12 protein-coding genes are annotated in these 16229 nt (G+C 68.9%); 3 read left to right on the forward strand and 9 right to left on the reverse strand.

The genetic code is table 11. The annotated features are described in order from the left end of the window. Positions 1 to 286: 286 nt before the first annotated feature. The 5 genes from argE to QE385_RS06615 form a co-directional block, all read right to left on the reverse strand. Complete coding sequence (gene argE / locus QE385_RS06595) at positions 287 to 1456, reverse strand: acetylornithine deacetylase (protein ID WP_307100228.1); 1170 nt, start codon at positions 1454 to 1456, stop codon at positions 287 to 289. 71 nt (positions 1457 to 1527) lie between these two features. Further along, entirely contained in the window at positions 1528 to 5760 is a 4233-nt protein-coding gene (locus QE385_RS06600) for a translocation/assembly module TamB domain-containing protein (protein ID WP_307100230.1), read from the reverse strand. Further along, the gene (locus QE385_RS06605; protein WP_307100233.1) at positions 5760 to 7997 is read right to left on the reverse strand and encodes an autotransporter assembly complex family protein; all 2238 of its coding nucleotides are present in this window, start codon (positions 7995 to 7997) and stop codon (positions 5760 to 5762) included. The genes QE385_RS06600 and QE385_RS06605 overlap by 1 nt, the downstream gene beginning before the upstream one ends. A gap of 108 nt (positions 7998 to 8105) precedes the next feature. Next, a complete protein-coding gene (locus tag QE385_RS06610; RefSeq protein ID WP_307100235.1) occupies positions 8106 to 8528 on the reverse strand; it encodes a hypothetical protein in 423 nt (140 codons plus the stop codon). Then, on the reverse strand, positions 8525 to 9286 hold the full coding sequence (locus QE385_RS06615) for an A24 family peptidase (RefSeq protein WP_307100237.1): 762 nt from the start codon (positions 9284 to 9286) through the stop codon (positions 8525 to 8527). The genes QE385_RS06610 and QE385_RS06615 overlap by 4 nt, the downstream gene beginning before the upstream one ends. 90 nt (positions 9287 to 9376) lie before the next feature. Between QE385_RS06615 and QE385_RS06620 the strand changes: the two genes are divergently transcribed. Further along, complete coding sequence (locus QE385_RS06620) at positions 9377 to 10558, forward strand: acetyl-CoA C-acyltransferase (RefSeq protein WP_307100239.1); 1182 nt, start codon at positions 9377 to 9379, stop codon at positions 10556 to 10558. A gap of 253 nt (positions 10559 to 10811) precedes the next feature. On the opposite strand, the gene QE385_RS06625 is transcribed toward QE385_RS06620, so the two are convergent. Next, on the reverse strand, positions 10812 to 11309 hold the full coding sequence (locus tag QE385_RS06625; protein WP_307100242.1) for an SH3 domain-containing protein: 498 nt from the start codon (positions 11307 to 11309) through the stop codon (positions 10812 to 10814). Positions 11310 to 11451: 142 nt separating this feature from the next. On the opposite strand from QE385_RS06625, the gene QE385_RS06630 reads away from it, so the two are divergent. Next, complete coding sequence (locus QE385_RS06630; protein ID WP_307100244.1) at positions 11452 to 12450, forward strand: D-glycerate dehydrogenase; 999 nt, start codon at positions 11452 to 11454, stop codon at positions 12448 to 12450. Positions 12451 to 12849: 399 nt separating this feature from the next. Further along, positions 12850 to 13041, forward strand: coding sequence for a hypothetical protein (locus tag QE385_RS06635; protein ID WP_307100247.1), 192 nt, complete (start codon positions 12850 to 12852; stop codon positions 13039 to 13041). Between the two features lie 2 nt (positions 13042 to 13043). Here QE385_RS06635 and QE385_RS06640 read toward each other — a convergent pair whose 3' ends face one another. The 3 genes from QE385_RS06640 to QE385_RS06650 form a co-directional block, all read right to left on the reverse strand. Next, on the reverse strand, positions 13044 to 13529 hold the full coding sequence (locus tag QE385_RS06640; protein ID WP_307100250.1) for a hypothetical protein: 486 nt from the start codon (positions 13527 to 13529) through the stop codon (positions 13044 to 13046). Positions 13530 to 13537: 8 nt separating this feature from the next. Next, positions 13538 to 14941 carry a nitronate monooxygenase family protein gene (locus QE385_RS06645; protein WP_307100252.1) on the reverse strand — a complete coding sequence of 468 codons (1404 nt, stop codon included), beginning with the start codon at positions 14939 to 14941 and terminating at the stop codon, positions 13538 to 13540. Positions 14942 to 15041: 100 nt separating this feature from the next. Continuing rightward, positions 15042 to 16178 carry a glycosyltransferase gene (locus QE385_RS06650; protein ID WP_307100254.1) on the reverse strand — a complete coding sequence of 379 codons (1137 nt, stop codon included), beginning with the start codon at positions 16176 to 16178 and terminating at the stop codon, positions 15042 to 15044. Between the last annotated feature and the right edge of the window lie 51 nt (positions 16179 to 16229).

Below are 16229 nucleotides of genomic sequence, written 5' to 3' on the forward strand. Positions count from 1 at the left end.
ACTCACGCCCCTGGGTCTAGGGGCGATCCTTAAACAAGGTGTTAACCGCCTTTGCGTGGGGATCTCAATCGCTTGGCAATTCGTCGCAACGCCATTGCGCCATGGTTAACAGCGTATTAACCATGGCGCCGCGCCAACAAAAGGGGCGCTCTTAGGGAGGTACCCATGCTGAACTTCATTCTCGCGCTGATCTACGGCGAACAGATTCGCCCCTGGTAATCATATCCGCCCCTGAAGCGGGTTGGATGCGCGGCATCCGCTCGCTTCAGGGCGCATATCGGCCGGTCTAGCCGAGCAGATCGTCCGCCAGCCGCAGCATGAAGGCGGCCCCGCGCTCCATCTGCGCGACCTCGATATATTCGTCCGGCTGATGCGCCTGCGCGATCGAGCCCGGTCCGCAGATCACGGTCGAAAATCCCGCCCCCTGAAACTGCCCCGCCTCCGCGGCATAGGGCACCGCACGGGCCGGACCATTGTCCCCCGCCCATCGCCGCGCCAGCCGTTCGGCCGCTCCGTCCGCCTCGGGCGCGAAGGACGGCGTGCGCGAGCGCCGCTCGACACGCACCCCGGCCTCGGGAAAACGGGCACGAAGCGCGGCATCGGCGTCGGCGCAGGCCGCGAAGAAGGGCGCGAGCAACGCCTCCGGCTCCTGCCCCGGCAGCGTGCGGAGATCGAAGGCGAACCGGCATTCTCGCGCCAGGATGTTGACCGCCGTGCCGCCCGCCATCTGTCCGATGGTCAACGTGGCATGGTGCGGACAAAAGGGGCCGTGCGGATCGCCCTCGCCCGCCAGCCGGTCGGCCAGATCGGCCAGCTCCTGCATCAGGCGCACCGCGACCATGTTGGCCGACGCGCCCAGATGGATCAGGCTGGAATGCGCCTCATGCCCGGTGACGGTCACGGTCCAGGTCGCGATGCCCTTGTGACCGCTGACCACCACCATGTCGGTCGGCTCGCCCACCACCACCGCCGCCGGCGAAGGAAGCTCGCGCGCGATCTCGGCGATCATCGACGGCGCGCCGAGGCAGCCGACCTCCTCGTCATAGGAAATCGCCAGGTGCAGCGGGCGGACCATCCGCCCCCCGGCGACATGCGGCGCGATCGCCAGCGACAGCGCCAGAAACCCCTTCATGTCGCAGGTGCCACGCCCGAACAGCCGGTCGCCGCGCCGGGTCAGCCGCCACGGGTCGCTGGTCCAGGGCTGGCCGTCGACCGGCACCACATCGCTATGCCCCGACAGGACGACGCCGCCGGGCTCCGCCGGGCCGATGCTGGCATAGAGATTGGCCTTGGTCCCCTCGTCGTTGAAGACCCGCCGCCCGGTCGCCCCGAACCCCGCCAGATGCCGCTCGACATAGGCGATCAGGTCCAGATTGGACTCGCGCGAGGTGGTGTCGATCGCGATCAGATCGGCAAGGATGGCGGTCGCATCGGCGGCAAGGCGGTCCGGGGTCATGGCCCCATCCTGCCGGATGTTTCACTTCGATGAAACCCCGCCGGGCGGTCCCGGCGGGGTTTCGCAATCCATCAGAAATCGCGCGAATAGCGCAGGCTGGCCGCCGATCCGCCGAACGAGCCGGTTTGGGTCAACAGGCTGAGCGTGCGGGTCAGCGCGATCTGCAACTGGGTGGCGGTGAAGCCGCGCGCATCGGTGACGATCTCCACATAGATATTGTCGGTCAGATATTTGCCCGCCGCCAGGCTGGTCCCCCGGCCGGTCGCCTCGTCGGCGCCCAGCACGCGCAGCCGGTCGAAGCCGACCGCCGAGCGCAACTTGCCCAGCGGATTGAGCCCACCGCCGCCCGATCCGCGCAGCGAGTTGAGCGCGGCGGCCAGCTGGATCGCCTCGGTCGCGGACAGATTCTCGGGGTGGGTGCCGAACAGCAACCGGCTGAGCACCTCGTCCTGCGGCAGGGTCGGCGTCGAGGTGAAGCTGATCTGCGGACGCTGGCCGGTGCCGGTGACGTTGATGACCGCGGTGATGCCGTCGGTGGTCGTCGTCGCCTGGATATTGATGTCCGGATCGGTCAGCGCGCCGCCGCGGAAGCGGATCGTGCCGCGATTCACCTCGAACCGCTTGCCGGCAAAGCTGTACGTGCCGCGCACCAGATCGAGCCCGCCATTGATCGTCGGCGCCGCGCTGGTGCCGCCGATGCGCAGGTCCATCTCCCATTCCGATTCCAGCCCCATGCCCGAGACGAACAGCTGGTTGTCGGCATGGACCCGCAGGTCGAGGCGGAACAGCCCCGGCGGCGGGGTGGGCGCGGGCCGGTCGGTCGGACGCGGGGTGCGGATCTCGCTGCGACGGCGCACGCCGGTCAGCTCGGGCACCTCGGCCTGGCCCTGGCGGATGATCTGATAGCGCGCATTGGGCACGGTCAGGTCGCCCTGGATCAGTCCGCCGTCGCGGCCATGGGTCAGCCGGATCGTGCCGCTGGTCGTCGCGGCCAGCGCATCGCTGTCGGCCAGCCGCGCATTGTTGAGCCTCGCGCGGATGTCGATGGGATAGCCGCTGTCCGCCGCCAGCCCGATCGTGCCCTGCGCCTGGATGCTGCCCTCACCCGCCTTGGCCTGCATCCGGGTGATCTCCAGACGGTCGTTGTTGAAGCGTCCCGCCAGCTGCATGTTGTTCAGCCGCGTGCCGTACGCCTCATTGTCATAGGTCAGGTTGTCGGCGCGGATCAGGCCGTTGAGCTGCGGCGCCGACACCCGCCCGCCGAAATCGGCGGCGATCGCGATCGGTCCGCTCAACTGCTGGTTGGGCAGCGCCGCGAAGGAGAACAGCACCGAGGACGGGCCGTTATAGCGCAGGCCACCGGACAGCGGCGCCTGCATCAGCCGGTTGACCCAGCCGCCATTGCCCGGCGGCAGCGGACGCAGGTTCGCGACCATCCGGCCGACGACCATCTGCCCGCGCCGGATCAGCGCGCGCGCCTCGCCGCCATCGGACACGAGCCGTCCGGCAAAGACGATGTCCACCGCCTCCGACACCGCCGACAGGCCGGTGCGCCGGAAGTTGTTGATGGTCAGCCGGGCCTCGGCTGCGGGGAAGCTGCTGCCCTGCGCCTGGGTGAAATCCAGCGCACCGCTCGCCTGACCCGAAATGCCCAGATTGGGGATGAAGGCGTCGAGGATCGAAAGCTGGAGCTTGTCCAGCCGCGTCTGGACGTTCAGCCCCTTGCCATAGGAACCCGCCATCAGCACCGATCCCTGATCGAAATTGATCCGGGTCGGCGCCAGACGCCAAGCCCCCTGCTCCTGCCGGATGCGCGCCGGATTGGTGGTCCGGAAGCCGATGCCGTTGGCCTGCCCCTTGGCCGCCACCAGATAGTCGTTGGGCGCCAGCCGCGCATTGAGCGCGACGTTGAACGGAATGCTCGACGATCCGGTCAGCACCGCCTGCGCCGTACCGCGCCCGCCGGTGTAGTTCACCTTGGCGCGCGCCGACTGGATGACGACCTCGCCATAACGGGTGTCGGCCAGCTGCGCGTCGGCGACGATCTGCGGCGCCTTGGGCAGCATGACGATGCTGGCATTGACGATGGCGCGGCCGATGGTGAAGTCGACCATGCCCGGCACGCGGGCATTATAGGCGCGCGCGGCGATGTCGGCGCGCTGGTTGCCGCCCTGATCGGCCAGCTGGACGCGGCCGTTGATCCCCTGGCCCGCGAACTGCAACGCGCCCGCGAACGGTCCCGCCGCCGTCTGGACGACGCGGCCGGTGGCGTTGATCCCGGCAAAGACCAGGCTGCGAATGTCGATCGCCAGTTGTCGCCCGGTGCTGACCAGCACATTGGCGGTGAAGGGGCCGTAATTGGTGTCGCCGCTGGCGTTGACCGCATAGGCGCCGTTCCGCCCGACGATCCGCGCCTGGAGATTGGCCAGCCCCACGCCGACCCCCGGCCGGGCCGCGCGCAGCACGATGACCGGGTTGGTCTGCGACCCCGTCACGCGCGCGGTCAGCGGGCCATATTGGTTGGAATAGGCATCCGCCTCCACCGCCAGCGCGCCGTTTGCGGGATTGTAGCGACCGCTGCCTCGCGTCACGCGGAACTGCGGCGCGGCCAGCCTCAGGCGGCTGAAGGTCACGATCCCCTGCGGGCTATACTCCACATCGGCGCGGACGACGGCGTTGCCGCCCAGGAAGTTGCGCGCGCCCTCGTTGAAGATCTGCGAGGTGCGCGCGACCACGCGGCCCTTCATCCCGAACCCGCCCGGCGTCGCCACCAGATTGGCGTCGGTGGTCAGGTTGATGATGCCGATGCTCTCGACCCGGTAATTGTTCACCCGGCCCTTCAGCGCGCCGGTATAGCGCCCGGTCGACAGGTTCGCGACGACGACCGCCGTCGCGTCGATATTGTCGGAGCGGATGCGCAGATTGTCCGACAGGATATTGGGCATGGCGATCGCGAAATCGCCCTCGATCGCGACATTGTTGGTCAGCCCGCCGACCGCCGCGTTCAGCCCCGCGATCCGCTTCGCCCGCGCCTTGACCGGCACCAGGATGCGGTCGGCATTCACCTTGGCCAGCCCCTCGGCATAGAGGTTCTGGACCGAGGTTTCGCCGAAACCGAGCGCCGCCGCGCGGACCTTGTAATCCACCGTCGGCGTCGCGAACGCGCCGTTCAGCACCACGCGCGCCAGCACGTCGCGCCCCGTCAGGTTGGGTGCGATGGCTCCCGGCGTCAGCAGCTTGGCGTCGACCGCAAAATTGCCGAACTGGCTGTTCGCCAGATCAATCAGACCGCCCGCATCGACCAGCAGCGCCGAGGAGCGCAGCTTCATCCGCGTGTCGGCGCGGCGTTCGTTCAGCGTAGTGTCGATCGCGACCTGGAGCGCGGGCGCGGTCAGCCGTTCGACCGGCCCTTCCAGATACAGGCCGGGCCGCGTCACACCGCGCACCTCGATATGCCCGTCGCGCGCGGTGGCGTTCAGATTGGCCAGCTCGCCGCCGCCCAACGTCGCGATGGCGCGGCCCTGCCATGCCTTCCAGCCGCCACGCCCGTCGACCGACAGCGTCAGCGGCGCCTTCAGCCCCGCCATCGACGCGACCACGCCGCCGGTCGGCGCGGTCAGCTTGACGTCGACCGCCAGCCGGTCGGCATCGGGCACCGCGTCGAGCACCAGCCGCAACCGGTCGCCGCCCGCGATGCCGGGTCCGCGCAGCGCATCGGCGCTGGCCGTCACCTGCGCGCGGCGGTCGGCGATATGCACCTTGCCGTCGATCGCCAGGATATGACGCTGCCCGGTCACCGGCGCACCCAGGACGAAGCGCTTGATGGTCAGGCGGTTCACATCGATGTCGAGATCGGGGAGCAGCGGCGCATTGGGGTCGCTGGGCGTCGGCTTCAGCTCGGGCTTGCGCGCCAGCGTGACCAGATCGGCGCTCAGCGAGCGGACATCGACATGGTTGCGCGTATAGGCGAACGGACGCCAGTCGACCGCCAGCTTGGGGCTGGACAAGAACACGCCCTTGGGATCGCTGACCCGCAGGTCGATCAGGTTCATCCGGCCGTAGAGCGACCCCTCGATCCGTCCGACGCGGATGTTCAGGCCCGAGGCGGTGGTATAGCCGCCCAGCTGGTCCGCGACGAAGCGGCGGCCGGGATCGGTGTTGATGCCCAGCAGGATCGCCCCGACCAGCAGGATCAGGCCCAGGATCGTGAAGCCGATCCATTTCAGCACACGCTGCCAGAGCGGGCGGCGCACGACGACGGTTTCGGTCGCGGGCTCAGGCACCATGGTCTGTTCGTCCGCCATCAGAAGGCCTGTCCGATCGAGATATACAGCGCGACCTTGCCGTCGCCCGGACGCGGGTTCAGCGGGGTCGCGACATCGACGCGCAACGGCCCGAAATTGGTGTAGAAGCGCCCGCCTATGCCCGCGCCGAAGCGCAGGTCCTTGCCCGTCGGCAAGGTGCTTTCATAGCTGTTGCCCGCATCGACGAACGGCACGATGCCGAAATTGCCGAAGCGGTAGCGCGCCTCCAGCGAGAATTCGTTCAGGCTGCGCCCGCCGACCGGATTGCCCTGCGGATCGAACGGCCCGAGCCGCTGGAAGCCATAGCCGCGCACCGAGCCGCCGCCGCCGCCATAATAGCGCCGCGACGGGGCCAGATCGTCGCGCTCGATCCCGAAGATCGCGCCCGCCCGCGCCCGTCCCGCCAGCACCAGGCTGTCGTTGAAGGGATAGTAGAAGGTCCCCTCGACCATCGTCCGGACATAGGGCCGCACCGCGCCGCGCACCGAGGTTTCGGGGCTGAGGTTCAGTTTCAGGCGATAGCCGCGCGTCGGGTTGAGCAGGTCGTTGGACTGGTCGAACACCGCCTGCGCCGGGATGGCCGCGATGCCATAGGTCGCGCGCCGCCGCTCGCCGCGGGCGAAGTCATAGACGCTTTCGTTGGTGCCGGTCAGCTCGCCGCCATAGGCATAGGTGAATTTCTTCTGCCAGATCGGCGTCGAGTCATGGCTCCAGCGGAACGCCACCGTGCCGATGAACGCGTCGAAGGCGTCGTAATTCTGGTGGCTGGCCGAGCCGATGACCTGGAAGGTCCGGTCGCGCCGCCCGGCATTGGAACGGCGGAAGGTGCCGCTCAGCCCCTGTTCCTGCGTGCCCGCGATGACCGAGGCGATGATCGCCCCCTCGGGCTTGAAGGCGTTGCGGTTGGTGAAGCTGCCCTGCAACCGGACGCCCTGCCCGGTCGAATAGCCGCCCTCGCCCGACAGGGTGCGCGCGGGCCCCTTGGTCTGGGTGACCTGCAGGTCGATCTGCTCGGTCCCGTCGGGGTTCATCCGCCCGGTCCGCTTGGGCTCCACCGCGATACCGTTGAACAGGCCCGTCGCGACCAGCGCGTTGCGCAGATCGTCGGTCAGCCGCGAGTCATAGAGCTGGCCTTCGTCGAAGCGCGGGAAGACGTTCAGATGGTCGAGATCGAACACCCGGTCGCCGACCGTGGTCAGCTTGCCGAACGCGGATCGCGGCCCCGTATCGACCGGCAGCGTATAGGCGCCCACCGGCTCGGGCCCCTGATCCTCCAGCAATATGTCGCGGTCGCCGACCTTGACGAAGGGATAGCCGCGCTGCGGCAGGACCAGGCTGACATTGGCCTCCGCGCCCTGGATCCGGGCCGCCTCGATCGGCTCGCCGACCTTGAGCGGCAGGTTGGATCGGATCAGGTCGGGCGGGACCGTGGGATCGGCCTTCACCGTGATCGACGACAGGCGATAGAGCCGCCCCGGCGTCGCGGTCAGCACGACCTTCAACCGGCCCGCCTGCGCCTCTCCCTCGGCATCGCCCGCCGCTTCGCGTTGCAGCGTCGAGACGGCGGTCGCGTCATAATAGCCGAGCGACTTCATCAGCCGGATCGCCAGCTGTTCGTCCTCGCGCGCGCGGGCGGCGACCTGGGTCGCGTTCGCCGCCTTGCCCTTGCCTTCGCGCAGCGCCGACAGCCCCCGGAACTCGTCCTCCAGCTTCAGCTCGGCCAGCCCGCGCACGTCCATGTCGTACCGGATTTCGGGGGAGTGCGTCCCCTTGATGTCGGCGGCGGTCTGGAGCGGGGTGGAGTCGAAGCCGGTCAGCGGGGTCAGCGGTTGCGCCAGCTGCGGATCCTCGGGCGCGATCGGGCCGATGGTGTCGCCGGTGGCCAGCGGTTGCGCCGTCTGCGCAGCAGGCAGCGGCGGCGCGCTCTGCGGCACGGGGATCGCCTCGACCTTGGGCTGGCCCTTGGTCATCGAGGACATGGATTCCAGCGGTGCGTTGATGTCGCCGCTCAAGGGGGGCAGCGCGGCGTTGAACTCGGCATCGGGGACGATCGGGGCATTGCCCTGCGGATCGCCGGCGGTCGCATTGTCGCCACCCTGGCGCTGTGCGTCGGACAGGCTGGGGCCCTGGGCGGGCGCGGTGCCGGGCTTGGACAATTGCGCCTGGGCGGGAAGGGAAAGCGGTGGAGCGATCAGCGCGAACGCAAGCCAGGTATGTCTGCCGATCCGTCCCGCCACGCCGTTCAAAGCCCCTTTATCCGACAGGGCCTTCCGTCATTCGGATCGATCCCCCACTATCCCGTCAACGCCGGAAGGTCAGTTGGAGTTCCCCCTACAGTTCACTTCTCACCGCGCGGCGGGCGCACATCCCACCAGCCCGCCGACCGGCACCGCGATCTCATCCTGTCCGTCGCGCCCGATCCGCAGCGTCGCGTCGGAGACGATCGCCCCGTCCTGAAGCGTTTCGCGCTGCGCGATGGTCATCGAAAGGGTGGCGCTCCATCCGCCCCCGGCAAAGCGGGTGCTGTCGGCGAACCCCAGCGCACCCGCCCCGCTTCCCTCGGCGGCGGGCAGGTCGCGGATCGCCCCATCGACCAGGATGCGCAGCCGGGCGGGCTCCGCCATGGCGACCAGCCGCTGATCCTGCACCGTCCACAGATAGGCGGCGCATCCGCGCTCGGGCAGTTGCTGGCGCGGCAGGGTGCCGAGCACCGGCGGGGCGGCAGGCGGCGCTTGGATCAGCGCCAGGGCGAGGAGCGGCGACATCATGGCGCCGATGCTATCATCAACAGCCAGCTCGGGTAAGCGGCGATGGCCAGCAACAGCCCCAGCGGCACCATATCGTCCCCGGCGATCCGCTTGCCCGACAGGCGGCGAAACGCGACATGGCCCAGCCCGATCACGCACGCCGCCAGCAGCACGGCGGGCAGCATCCGCCAGCCCAGCCACAGCCCGATCGCACCCATCAGCTTGGGGTCGCCGCCCCCCATCCCCTCACGCCCCCGCCAGCGGCGATACGAGGCGGCGATGGCCCAGAGCGTCCCGAACCCCGCCAGCCCGCCGACGATCCGGTCCCCCAGCGACGGCGCAAAGCCCAACGCCCCGGTCAGCAGCCCCGCCCCCGCCAGCCAGGCGGTCAACCGATCGGGCAGCCACAGCGCCATCGCGTCCAGCGCGCCCAGCGCCAGCAGCGACCAGCCGAACAGCGCGCCGGTCCAGCCATCCGGCCCGGCGACCCACCCCGCCGCCGCACCGATCAGCGCGGCCAGCAATTCGATCCGGAAATGGACCGGATCGATCCGCGTCCCACACCGGGCGCAGCGTCCGCGCAGTGCCAGCGCGCTCAGGATCGGCACCAGTTCCCAAGGACGCAGCGACGCGCCGCACCCGTCACAGGCCGATCGCCCGCGCAGCACCGACCGGTCGTCCAGCCAGCGCAGCACCAGCGCCGCAACGAACGACCCGGCGATCGCCCCCGCCAGCCCATAGATACCGGCCCAAAGCCCCGATGCCGCCCCGAACGTCATACGCCCGCCCCTAACCGCCCGCCCCTTTGCACGCCACGGGCAAAAGGCGTAAGGCCGCAGCAAAACACAGATCACGGAGAGCATGCCGCCATGACGGATCCCATCGTCATCCTGTCCTATGCCCGCACCCCCATGGGGTCGTTCCAGGGCAGCCTGTCGGGCCTGTCCGCGACGCAACTGGGCGCCGCCGCCGTCAAGGGCGCGGTCGAGCGTGCCGGCGTCGATCCCTCGGCGATCGAGCGCATCCATATGGGCTGCGTCCTTCCCGCCGGGCTCGGCCAGGCGCCCGCGCGGCAGGCGGCGATCTTCGCGGGACTGGGCGAGCAGGTCGAGGCGACGACGGTCAACAAGATGTGCGGATCGGGGATGCAGGCCGCGATCATGGCGGCCGAGGCGCTGGCGGCGGGCTCGACCGATCTGATCGTCGCGGGCGGCATGGAGAGCATGACGAACGCCCCCTATCTCAGCCACAAGCATCGCGGCGGCGCGCGGATCGGGCATGACACGCTCTACGACCATATGTTCCTCGACGGGCTGGAGGACGCCTATGAGCGCGGGCGGCTGATGGGGCATTTCGCCGAGGAGGCCGCACAGGATTATCAGTTCACGCGGGCGGCGCAGGATGATTTCGCCATCGCCTCGCTGGAACGCGCCAAGGCGGCGCAGGCTTCGGGCGCGTTCGACCGCGAGATCGTGCCGGTCACGGTCAAGACCCGCAAGGGCGAGGAACAGGTCGCGCGCGATGAACAGCCCGCCAAGGGCGATGCCGCCAAGATCCCGACGCTCAAGCCCGCTTTCTCCAAGGACGGGACGATCACGGCGGCCAATGCCTCGTCCATCTCGGACGGTGCGGCGGCGCTGGTCATGACGCGGGCGAGCGTCGCGGAGCGGCTCGGCCTGACCCCGATCGCGCGGGTCGTGGCGCAGGCCGCCCATGCCCATGCCCCCGCCCGCTTCACCACCGCGCCGGTCTTTGCGATGCGCAAGGCGCTGGAACGCGCGGGCTGGTCGACCGGCGATGCCGATCTCTACGAGGTCAACGAGGCCTTTGCCGCCGTCGCGATGATCGCGATGCACGACATGGGATTGTCGCACGACCGGCTGAACGTCCATGGCGGCGCCTGTGCGCTGGGCCATCCGATCGGCGCCAGCGGCGCGCGGGTGCTGGCGACGCTGCTCTCGGCGCTGGAAACCCAGGGTGCGCGGCGAGGTGTCGCGTCATTGTGCATCGGTGGTGGCGAGGCGACCGCGATGGCGGTGGAATTGATGTAGGGCTGCTTTCGCCTCGCTGTCGCGGGCGGAAGAGAAGAAGGGCAGGAGTCTCACCGAGACCATCGCCCGCGGCCTGCCCTCCCCCATCCCCTCCCGCTTGCGGGAGGGGCGTGCCTGGCAGCGAGCGAGCGAATCCTTCACAGCGTCCCGAAAACGGCACGCGGCGATCGGGGTCCAGCGCCATCCCCAAGCCTCTCCCCTCCCGCAAGCGGGAGGGGATGGGGGAGGGCAAGGTGTCTCGCAGAGACCGCCCCTAAGGAACGACCTCCCCCGGCTCGACGCCCCAGATCGACCCGACCGGCACGAACCCCGCCTGCCCCTTCACATCCAGCCGACACCAGCCGCCATTGCATTCGCTGATCCGCCCGACCACGCCCGGCGCGGCGCGCCACAGCGTCTTGGCGGTCTCATTGGGGGCCGATCGCATCGGCAGCGGTTCGGTACCGCGCACGATCGCGGTGCGGGTGTTGCGCAGCAGGACCGCCAGCATCCACCCCTCGGTGCCGTCGGGGTCCTGCACCTTGCGCCATTCCTTGAACGCGGCGACGACCTTCACCGGCAAATCGGGGCGGCGATAGGTCCAGCTGGCGGGATAGGCGCGCGCCGGGCCGGTCCGCATCCGCGCCAGCGACGCGCCGATCGAGCCATAATAGGGCATGGCGCGCTTTTCGGGCGCGGCGATCGCCGGGGCGATCGGTCCGGCGGACAGGAACACCGCCATCAAAGCCAGTCCGAACATGGACCTGCGCATCATAATTCCTTCAATTCGCCCCCGCCCCCGACTCTACGCCGAGGCGGGGGGGCGCTTCAACCTTGTTCGCACGGGTGGCGAGGGACGGCTGGCATGGCATCGCCGGTTGACGGACCGGCGGGCTTGGCCCAATCCCTTGGCCATGGTCGATCCGCGCCGCTGCCTGAACCCCAGGGTGGTCGTCACCCGCGAACTGCCCGATCCGATCATGGACCGGATGGCCGCGCTGTTCGACACGCGCCTCAACCGCAGCGACGAGAAGTGGGACCGCGCGAAACTGACCGAGGCAGTGGCGGATTGCGACGTGCTGGTCCCGACCGTCACCGACGCGATCGATGCCGATCTGATCGCGCGCGCCGGGCCCCGATTGAAGCTGATCGCCAATTTCGGCGCGGGCGTGAACCATATCGACCTGAAGGCTGCCCGCACGCGCGGCATCATCGTCACCAACACGCCGGGGGTCTTGACCGAGGATACGGCCGACATGACGATGGCGCTGATCCTGTCGGTGCCGCGTCGCCTGCCCGAAGGGGAAAAGCTGGTCCGCTCGGGCGCGTGGAAGGGCTGGAGCCCCGGCGGGATGCTGGGCCACCGGATCGGCGGCAAGGCGCTGGGCATCGTCGGCATGGGCCGGATCGGACAGGCGGTCGCGCGACGCGCGCGGGCCTTCGGCCTGTCGATCCACTATCACAACCGCCGCCGCCTGCCCGCCAGCATCGAGGCGGAGCTGGGCGCGAGCTGGTATGGCGACCTCGACACGATGCTGGGCGCGGTCGACATCGTGTCGATCCATACGCCGCTCAACGCCGACAGCCACGACCTGATCGACCGCCGCCGGATCGGCCTGATGCGCAGCCATGTCTATCTCATCAACGCCAGCCGGGGCGGCATCGTCGACGAGGACGCGCTGGTCGACGCGCTGGAGGCCGGGCGGCTGGCGGGCGCGGGGCTGGACGTGTGGCGGCACGAGCCCGAGATCGACCCACGGCTGCTGGCATTGCCCAATGTCGTGCTGACCCCGCATATGGGCTCGGCGACGCTGGAGGGCCGCATGGCATCGGGCGAGCGGGTCATCGCCAATATCCGCAGCTGGGCCGACGGCCACCGCCCGCCGGATCAGGTGCTGGAGGGGTGGCTGTAGGCCTGGGGCTGATCCACCCTCTTCCCTGGACAGGGAGGATAGCGGAGCCTGCCAGCGCAGCTTGGGTGAGGGGTCGAGCGAGCCTTCGGCTCGCGCGCTGCGCGCTCACCCCTCACCCAGCTCCGACTAAGCCTTTGCTACGCAAAGACCAAGTCTGCGCAACCCTCTCCCCTCTGCGAGGGGCGAGGGAAGGATAGGCATGACGGAATATCGGGCCGATCTGTTCGATTCCGGCAGCCCCCACGGAATCGATTGCTCCGATGCGGGTCATGTCCCTTCACCCGTACCCATTCGGACCGGCGGCGCCAGCCTCTTGCCATCCATGTCAAAATGTTGCGGCGCGGAACCGTCATCGGGCCGCCGCATTCCCCTCCTGTCATCACAACAGGAGCTACCCCCATGAAAAAGCTGGCTATTGGCCTGACCCTTGCCGCGACCGCCTTCTCCATGTCGGCCTGTTCGACGCTGAAGGGGGCCGCGATCGGCGGTGCCGGGGGCGCAGGGGTCGCGGCGGCGACCGGGGGTAGCGTGGAAAAGGGCGCGGCCGTTGGCGGCACGGCGGGCGCGGTGGTCGGCACCGTCGCCGACTGATCCTATCGGGCGGGAGAGGCCGGGCTCGGCCGGGCTCCCGCCCGCTCCAGCGCCGCGATGCGCGGGGCGTCCTTGGACCGCCCGAAGAGATGGAATAGCGACAGAAGTTCGTCTCGGTCGGGGATGAACAGCATGGCATCGTCAACCGGGACCCGATGCCGGGAAAGCGGCTCCACCCGCCGCCAACGCCCCCCGGCCTTGACCTGAAATCCCGCCATCACCTCGACCGGAACGGGCCAAGCCTTCGATTGTGCAAAGACGGTCGAGCGAAACAGCGGATCGGGCGGCAGGGTCAGCGGCGTGATGCCCAGCCGCTCCAGCACCGCCTCGGCCAGCGACACATCGATCAGCAGATCGATATCGTTCACCCGCCCGGCTTCGACCCCGTGCAGCAGGACCGCCGCGCTGCCGATGATCCACCAGCCTTCGGGAAACACCGCCATCGCCCGCGCGACACCCTGCAATGTCGCGCGAAGCTCCGGCGTCATGACGGCGATCAGTCGCCGGTCAGAATGCGGTCGACCAGCTGCTTCACGGTCGGCACGAATCCGTTGGAATAGAAGGGATCGCGCTTGAAATTATAGGCCGCATGCCCGGCGAACATCAGGTTCTGCTCGACATCGCCGCCATGCGCGATCTCTTGCAGCGTCTTCTGGATGCAGAAGCTGCGCGGATCGGCCAGGCGGCCGGTCGAGTTGGTCTCGCTGTCGGCCCAGCTGGAGAACAGGCACTGCGACAGACAGCCCATGCAGTCGGCCTGATCCTTGCGGATTTCCTTGGCTTCCTCGGGCGTCACGAAGACCAGCGTATTGTCGGGGGTCTTCAGCGCCATGGTGAAGCCGCTGCCGAACCACTCGCGCGCGCGCAGCAGGTCGCCCTTGGTCACCCAGAAATTCTTGCCCTTCACGCCCACGTCGAGCTGGAAGACATGGTCGCCCGCTTCCTGGGTCGAGAAGGCGATCTGCCGGTCCGAGCGGGCCTCCAGGTTGCGCAGGAAGGGATTGCGCACCGCGCTGGAATAAAAGCCGGTCGGCGAGAAGCGATGGAGAAGGACATCGCCCTGCTCGATCGTCATCAGCCGCTGCTTCCACTCCTCCGGGATCGGGCTTTCCTGGGTCAGCAAGGGCCGCGTGCCGAACTGGAAGGCGATCTTGCCGAGCTCGGGATTGTCGATCCAGTCGTTCCAGTCGCGCAGGTACCAGACGCCGCCCGCCATCACGATCGGCACCTCGTCCGAAATCCCGCCCTCGCGCATCGTATCGCGCAGCGCCTTCACGCGCGGATAGGGGTCCTGGGGCTGCAACGGGTCTTCGGCATTGGACAGGCCGTTATGGCCACCGGCGAGCCAGGGATCCTCATAGACCACCGCCGCCAGCCACTCCGACGCCTTGGAATAGGCCCGCTTCCACAGCGCGCGGAAGGCACGGCCCGAGGAGACGATCGGCAGATAGCTGACCTGGTGATGCGCCGCGATCTCGGACAGCTTGTAGGGCATGCCCGCGCCGCAGGTCACGCCCGCGACCAAGCCCTTGGTGCGCGCCAGCACGCCTTCCAGCACCCGCTGCGCGCCGCCCATTTCCCAGAGCACGTTGATGTTGATCGCGCCCTTGCCGCCGGCAATGTCCCAGGCGCGCTTCACCTGCTGGACCGCGCCCTCGATGGCATATTCGATCAGTTCCTCATGCCGCTCGCGCCGAGTCAGCGCGCGGTAGATCTGGGGAATGATCTTGCCATCGGCATCATAGCTGTCGGCATTCACCGCCGAGACGGTGCCGACGCCGCCAGCCGCAGCCCAGGCCCCCGCCGAGGCGTGGTTGGTGGCGGCGACGCCCTTCCCGCCTTCGATCAGCGGCCATACCTCGCGGCCGTTGTACAGGATGGGGCTCAAGCCTTTGAACACGTCGTTACCTTGTCTGTCCGAAAGGGCCTCATATAGCGTGTTAGGACCGCTTAGCGAGCGGGAATTAACGACACGGCGCGGTACGACGCTCCATGGCGGATCAGCCGAGCGCACCCGGTCGGCCCAGGACCTTTTCGTACAGGGCCTTGTAGCGCGCGACCATCAGGCTTTCGTCGAATTCGGCCCGCGCCCGCGCCTGGTTGGCCGCGCCCGCCGCCGCGCGGTGATCGGGATTGAGGATCAGCGCCTGGATCACGTCGCGCAGGCGCACCTCGTTGGGATGGTCGGTGATGAAGGGCTGATTGGCCTCCGACACCATCGACGCCACGTCGCCGACCGGCAGCGAGGCGATGGGCAGGCCCGCCGCCATCCCCTCCAGCACCGAGATCGGCGCCTGTTCGGACAGCGAGGACAAGGCGACGATGTCGAAATGCCGGATGAAGCGATAAGGCCGATCGAGAAAGCCCGGCATGACCAGCCGGTCGGCAATGCCCATCGCCGCGGCGGCCTGCTGGATGGTCGCGCGCTCCGGCCCCTCGCCGACGATCACCAGCCGGAAGCGCCCGGCGATGCCGCCCATCGCGCGGACCAGCATCGGCAGGTTCTTGACGACGCGCAGGCCCGCCAGCGCGCCGACGACCACCTCCTTGGGCTGGCGGACAAAGCCGGGGATCGCCTTGGGGTCGGGGTCGCGGGCATAGAGCGCCGTGTTGATCCCGTTGGGGATGCGATGCACCCGCTCGGCGGGCTGTTTCCAGGTGGTGCGCGCAATCCCCTCCAGCACATGGCTGGGCACCGCCAGCGCATCCGCCGCCGACAGGGCGATGCGGCGATAGATGTTGCGCTCCAGCTTCAGCCCGCGCGCCTCGTCGGCGTTGAACCCGTCCTCGTGATGGACCAGCGGCGGCGCGCCCTTGGCATAGACGCGGCGCGCCATCACCCCGTCGATCGCCCCCCAATTATAGGTCAGCACCAGATCGAAGCGGCGCATATAGGCGGCGATCGCCTCGTAACGCTTGACCGAGGGCTTGCCGGTCAGCGGCGGCGCGTCCTGCGCGATCTCGTAGCGGATCCCCTTGGCGATCGCATCGCGCGCACCGAGTTCGTCGGGCAGCCCCGAGACGATGGTGTGCTTCGCGGCATCGCCGAACGCATTCATCAGCGCGACCGCCCGCGCCTCCTTGCCGCCCAGCGAGAAGGAGGAATGAAGATGGAGGATGTGGAGCGGACGGGCCATGCCCGCCGGATTAGCGGGCGAGGACGAGGTTGAAAACCACTCGCGCCGCCC

The organism is Sphingomonas sp. SORGH_AS_0950 (genome assembly GCF_030818415.1).
GTDB lineage: Bacteria > Pseudomonadota > Alphaproteobacteria > Sphingomonadales > Sphingomonadaceae > Sphingomonas.

What these genes read in the sequence shown, in the direction of transcription:
- QE385_RS06600 (WP_307100230.1), bottom strand. Translation starts at nt 5,760, where the DNA reads ATGGCGGACGAACAGACCATGGTGCCTGAGCCCGCGACCGAAACCGTC.
- argE (WP_307100228.1), bottom strand. Translation starts at nt 1,456, where the DNA reads ATGACCCCGGACCGCCTTGCCGCCGATGCGACCGCCATCCTTGCCGAT.
- QE385_RS06615 (WP_307100237.1), bottom strand. Translation starts at nt 9,286, where the DNA reads ATGACGTTCGGGGCGGCATCGGGGCTTTGGGCCGGTATCTATGGGCTG.
- QE385_RS06650 (WP_307100254.1), bottom strand. Translation starts at nt 16,178, where the DNA reads ATGGCCCGTCCGCTCCACATCCTCCATCTTCATTCCTCCTTCTCGCTG.
- QE385_RS06630 (WP_307100244.1), top strand. Translation starts at nt 11,452, where the DNA reads ATGGTCGATCCGCGCCGCTGCCTGAACCCCAGGGTGGTCGTCACCCGC.
- QE385_RS06640 (WP_307100250.1), bottom strand. Translation starts at nt 13,529, where the DNA reads ATGACGCCGGAGCTTCGCGCGACATTGCAGGGTGTCGCGCGGGCGATG.
- QE385_RS06610 (WP_307100235.1), bottom strand. Translation starts at nt 8,528, where the DNA reads ATGATGTCGCCGCTCCTCGCCCTGGCGCTGATCCAAGCGCCGCCTGCC.
- QE385_RS06620 (WP_307100239.1), top strand. Translation starts at nt 9,377, where the DNA reads ATGACGGATCCCATCGTCATCCTGTCCTATGCCCGCACCCCCATGGGG.
- QE385_RS06635 (WP_307100247.1), top strand. Translation starts at nt 12,850, where the DNA reads ATGAAAAAGCTGGCTATTGGCCTGACCCTTGCCGCGACCGCCTTCTCC.
- QE385_RS06625 (WP_307100242.1), bottom strand. Translation starts at nt 11,309, where the DNA reads ATGCGCAGGTCCATGTTCGGACTGGCTTTGATGGCGGTGTTCCTGTCC.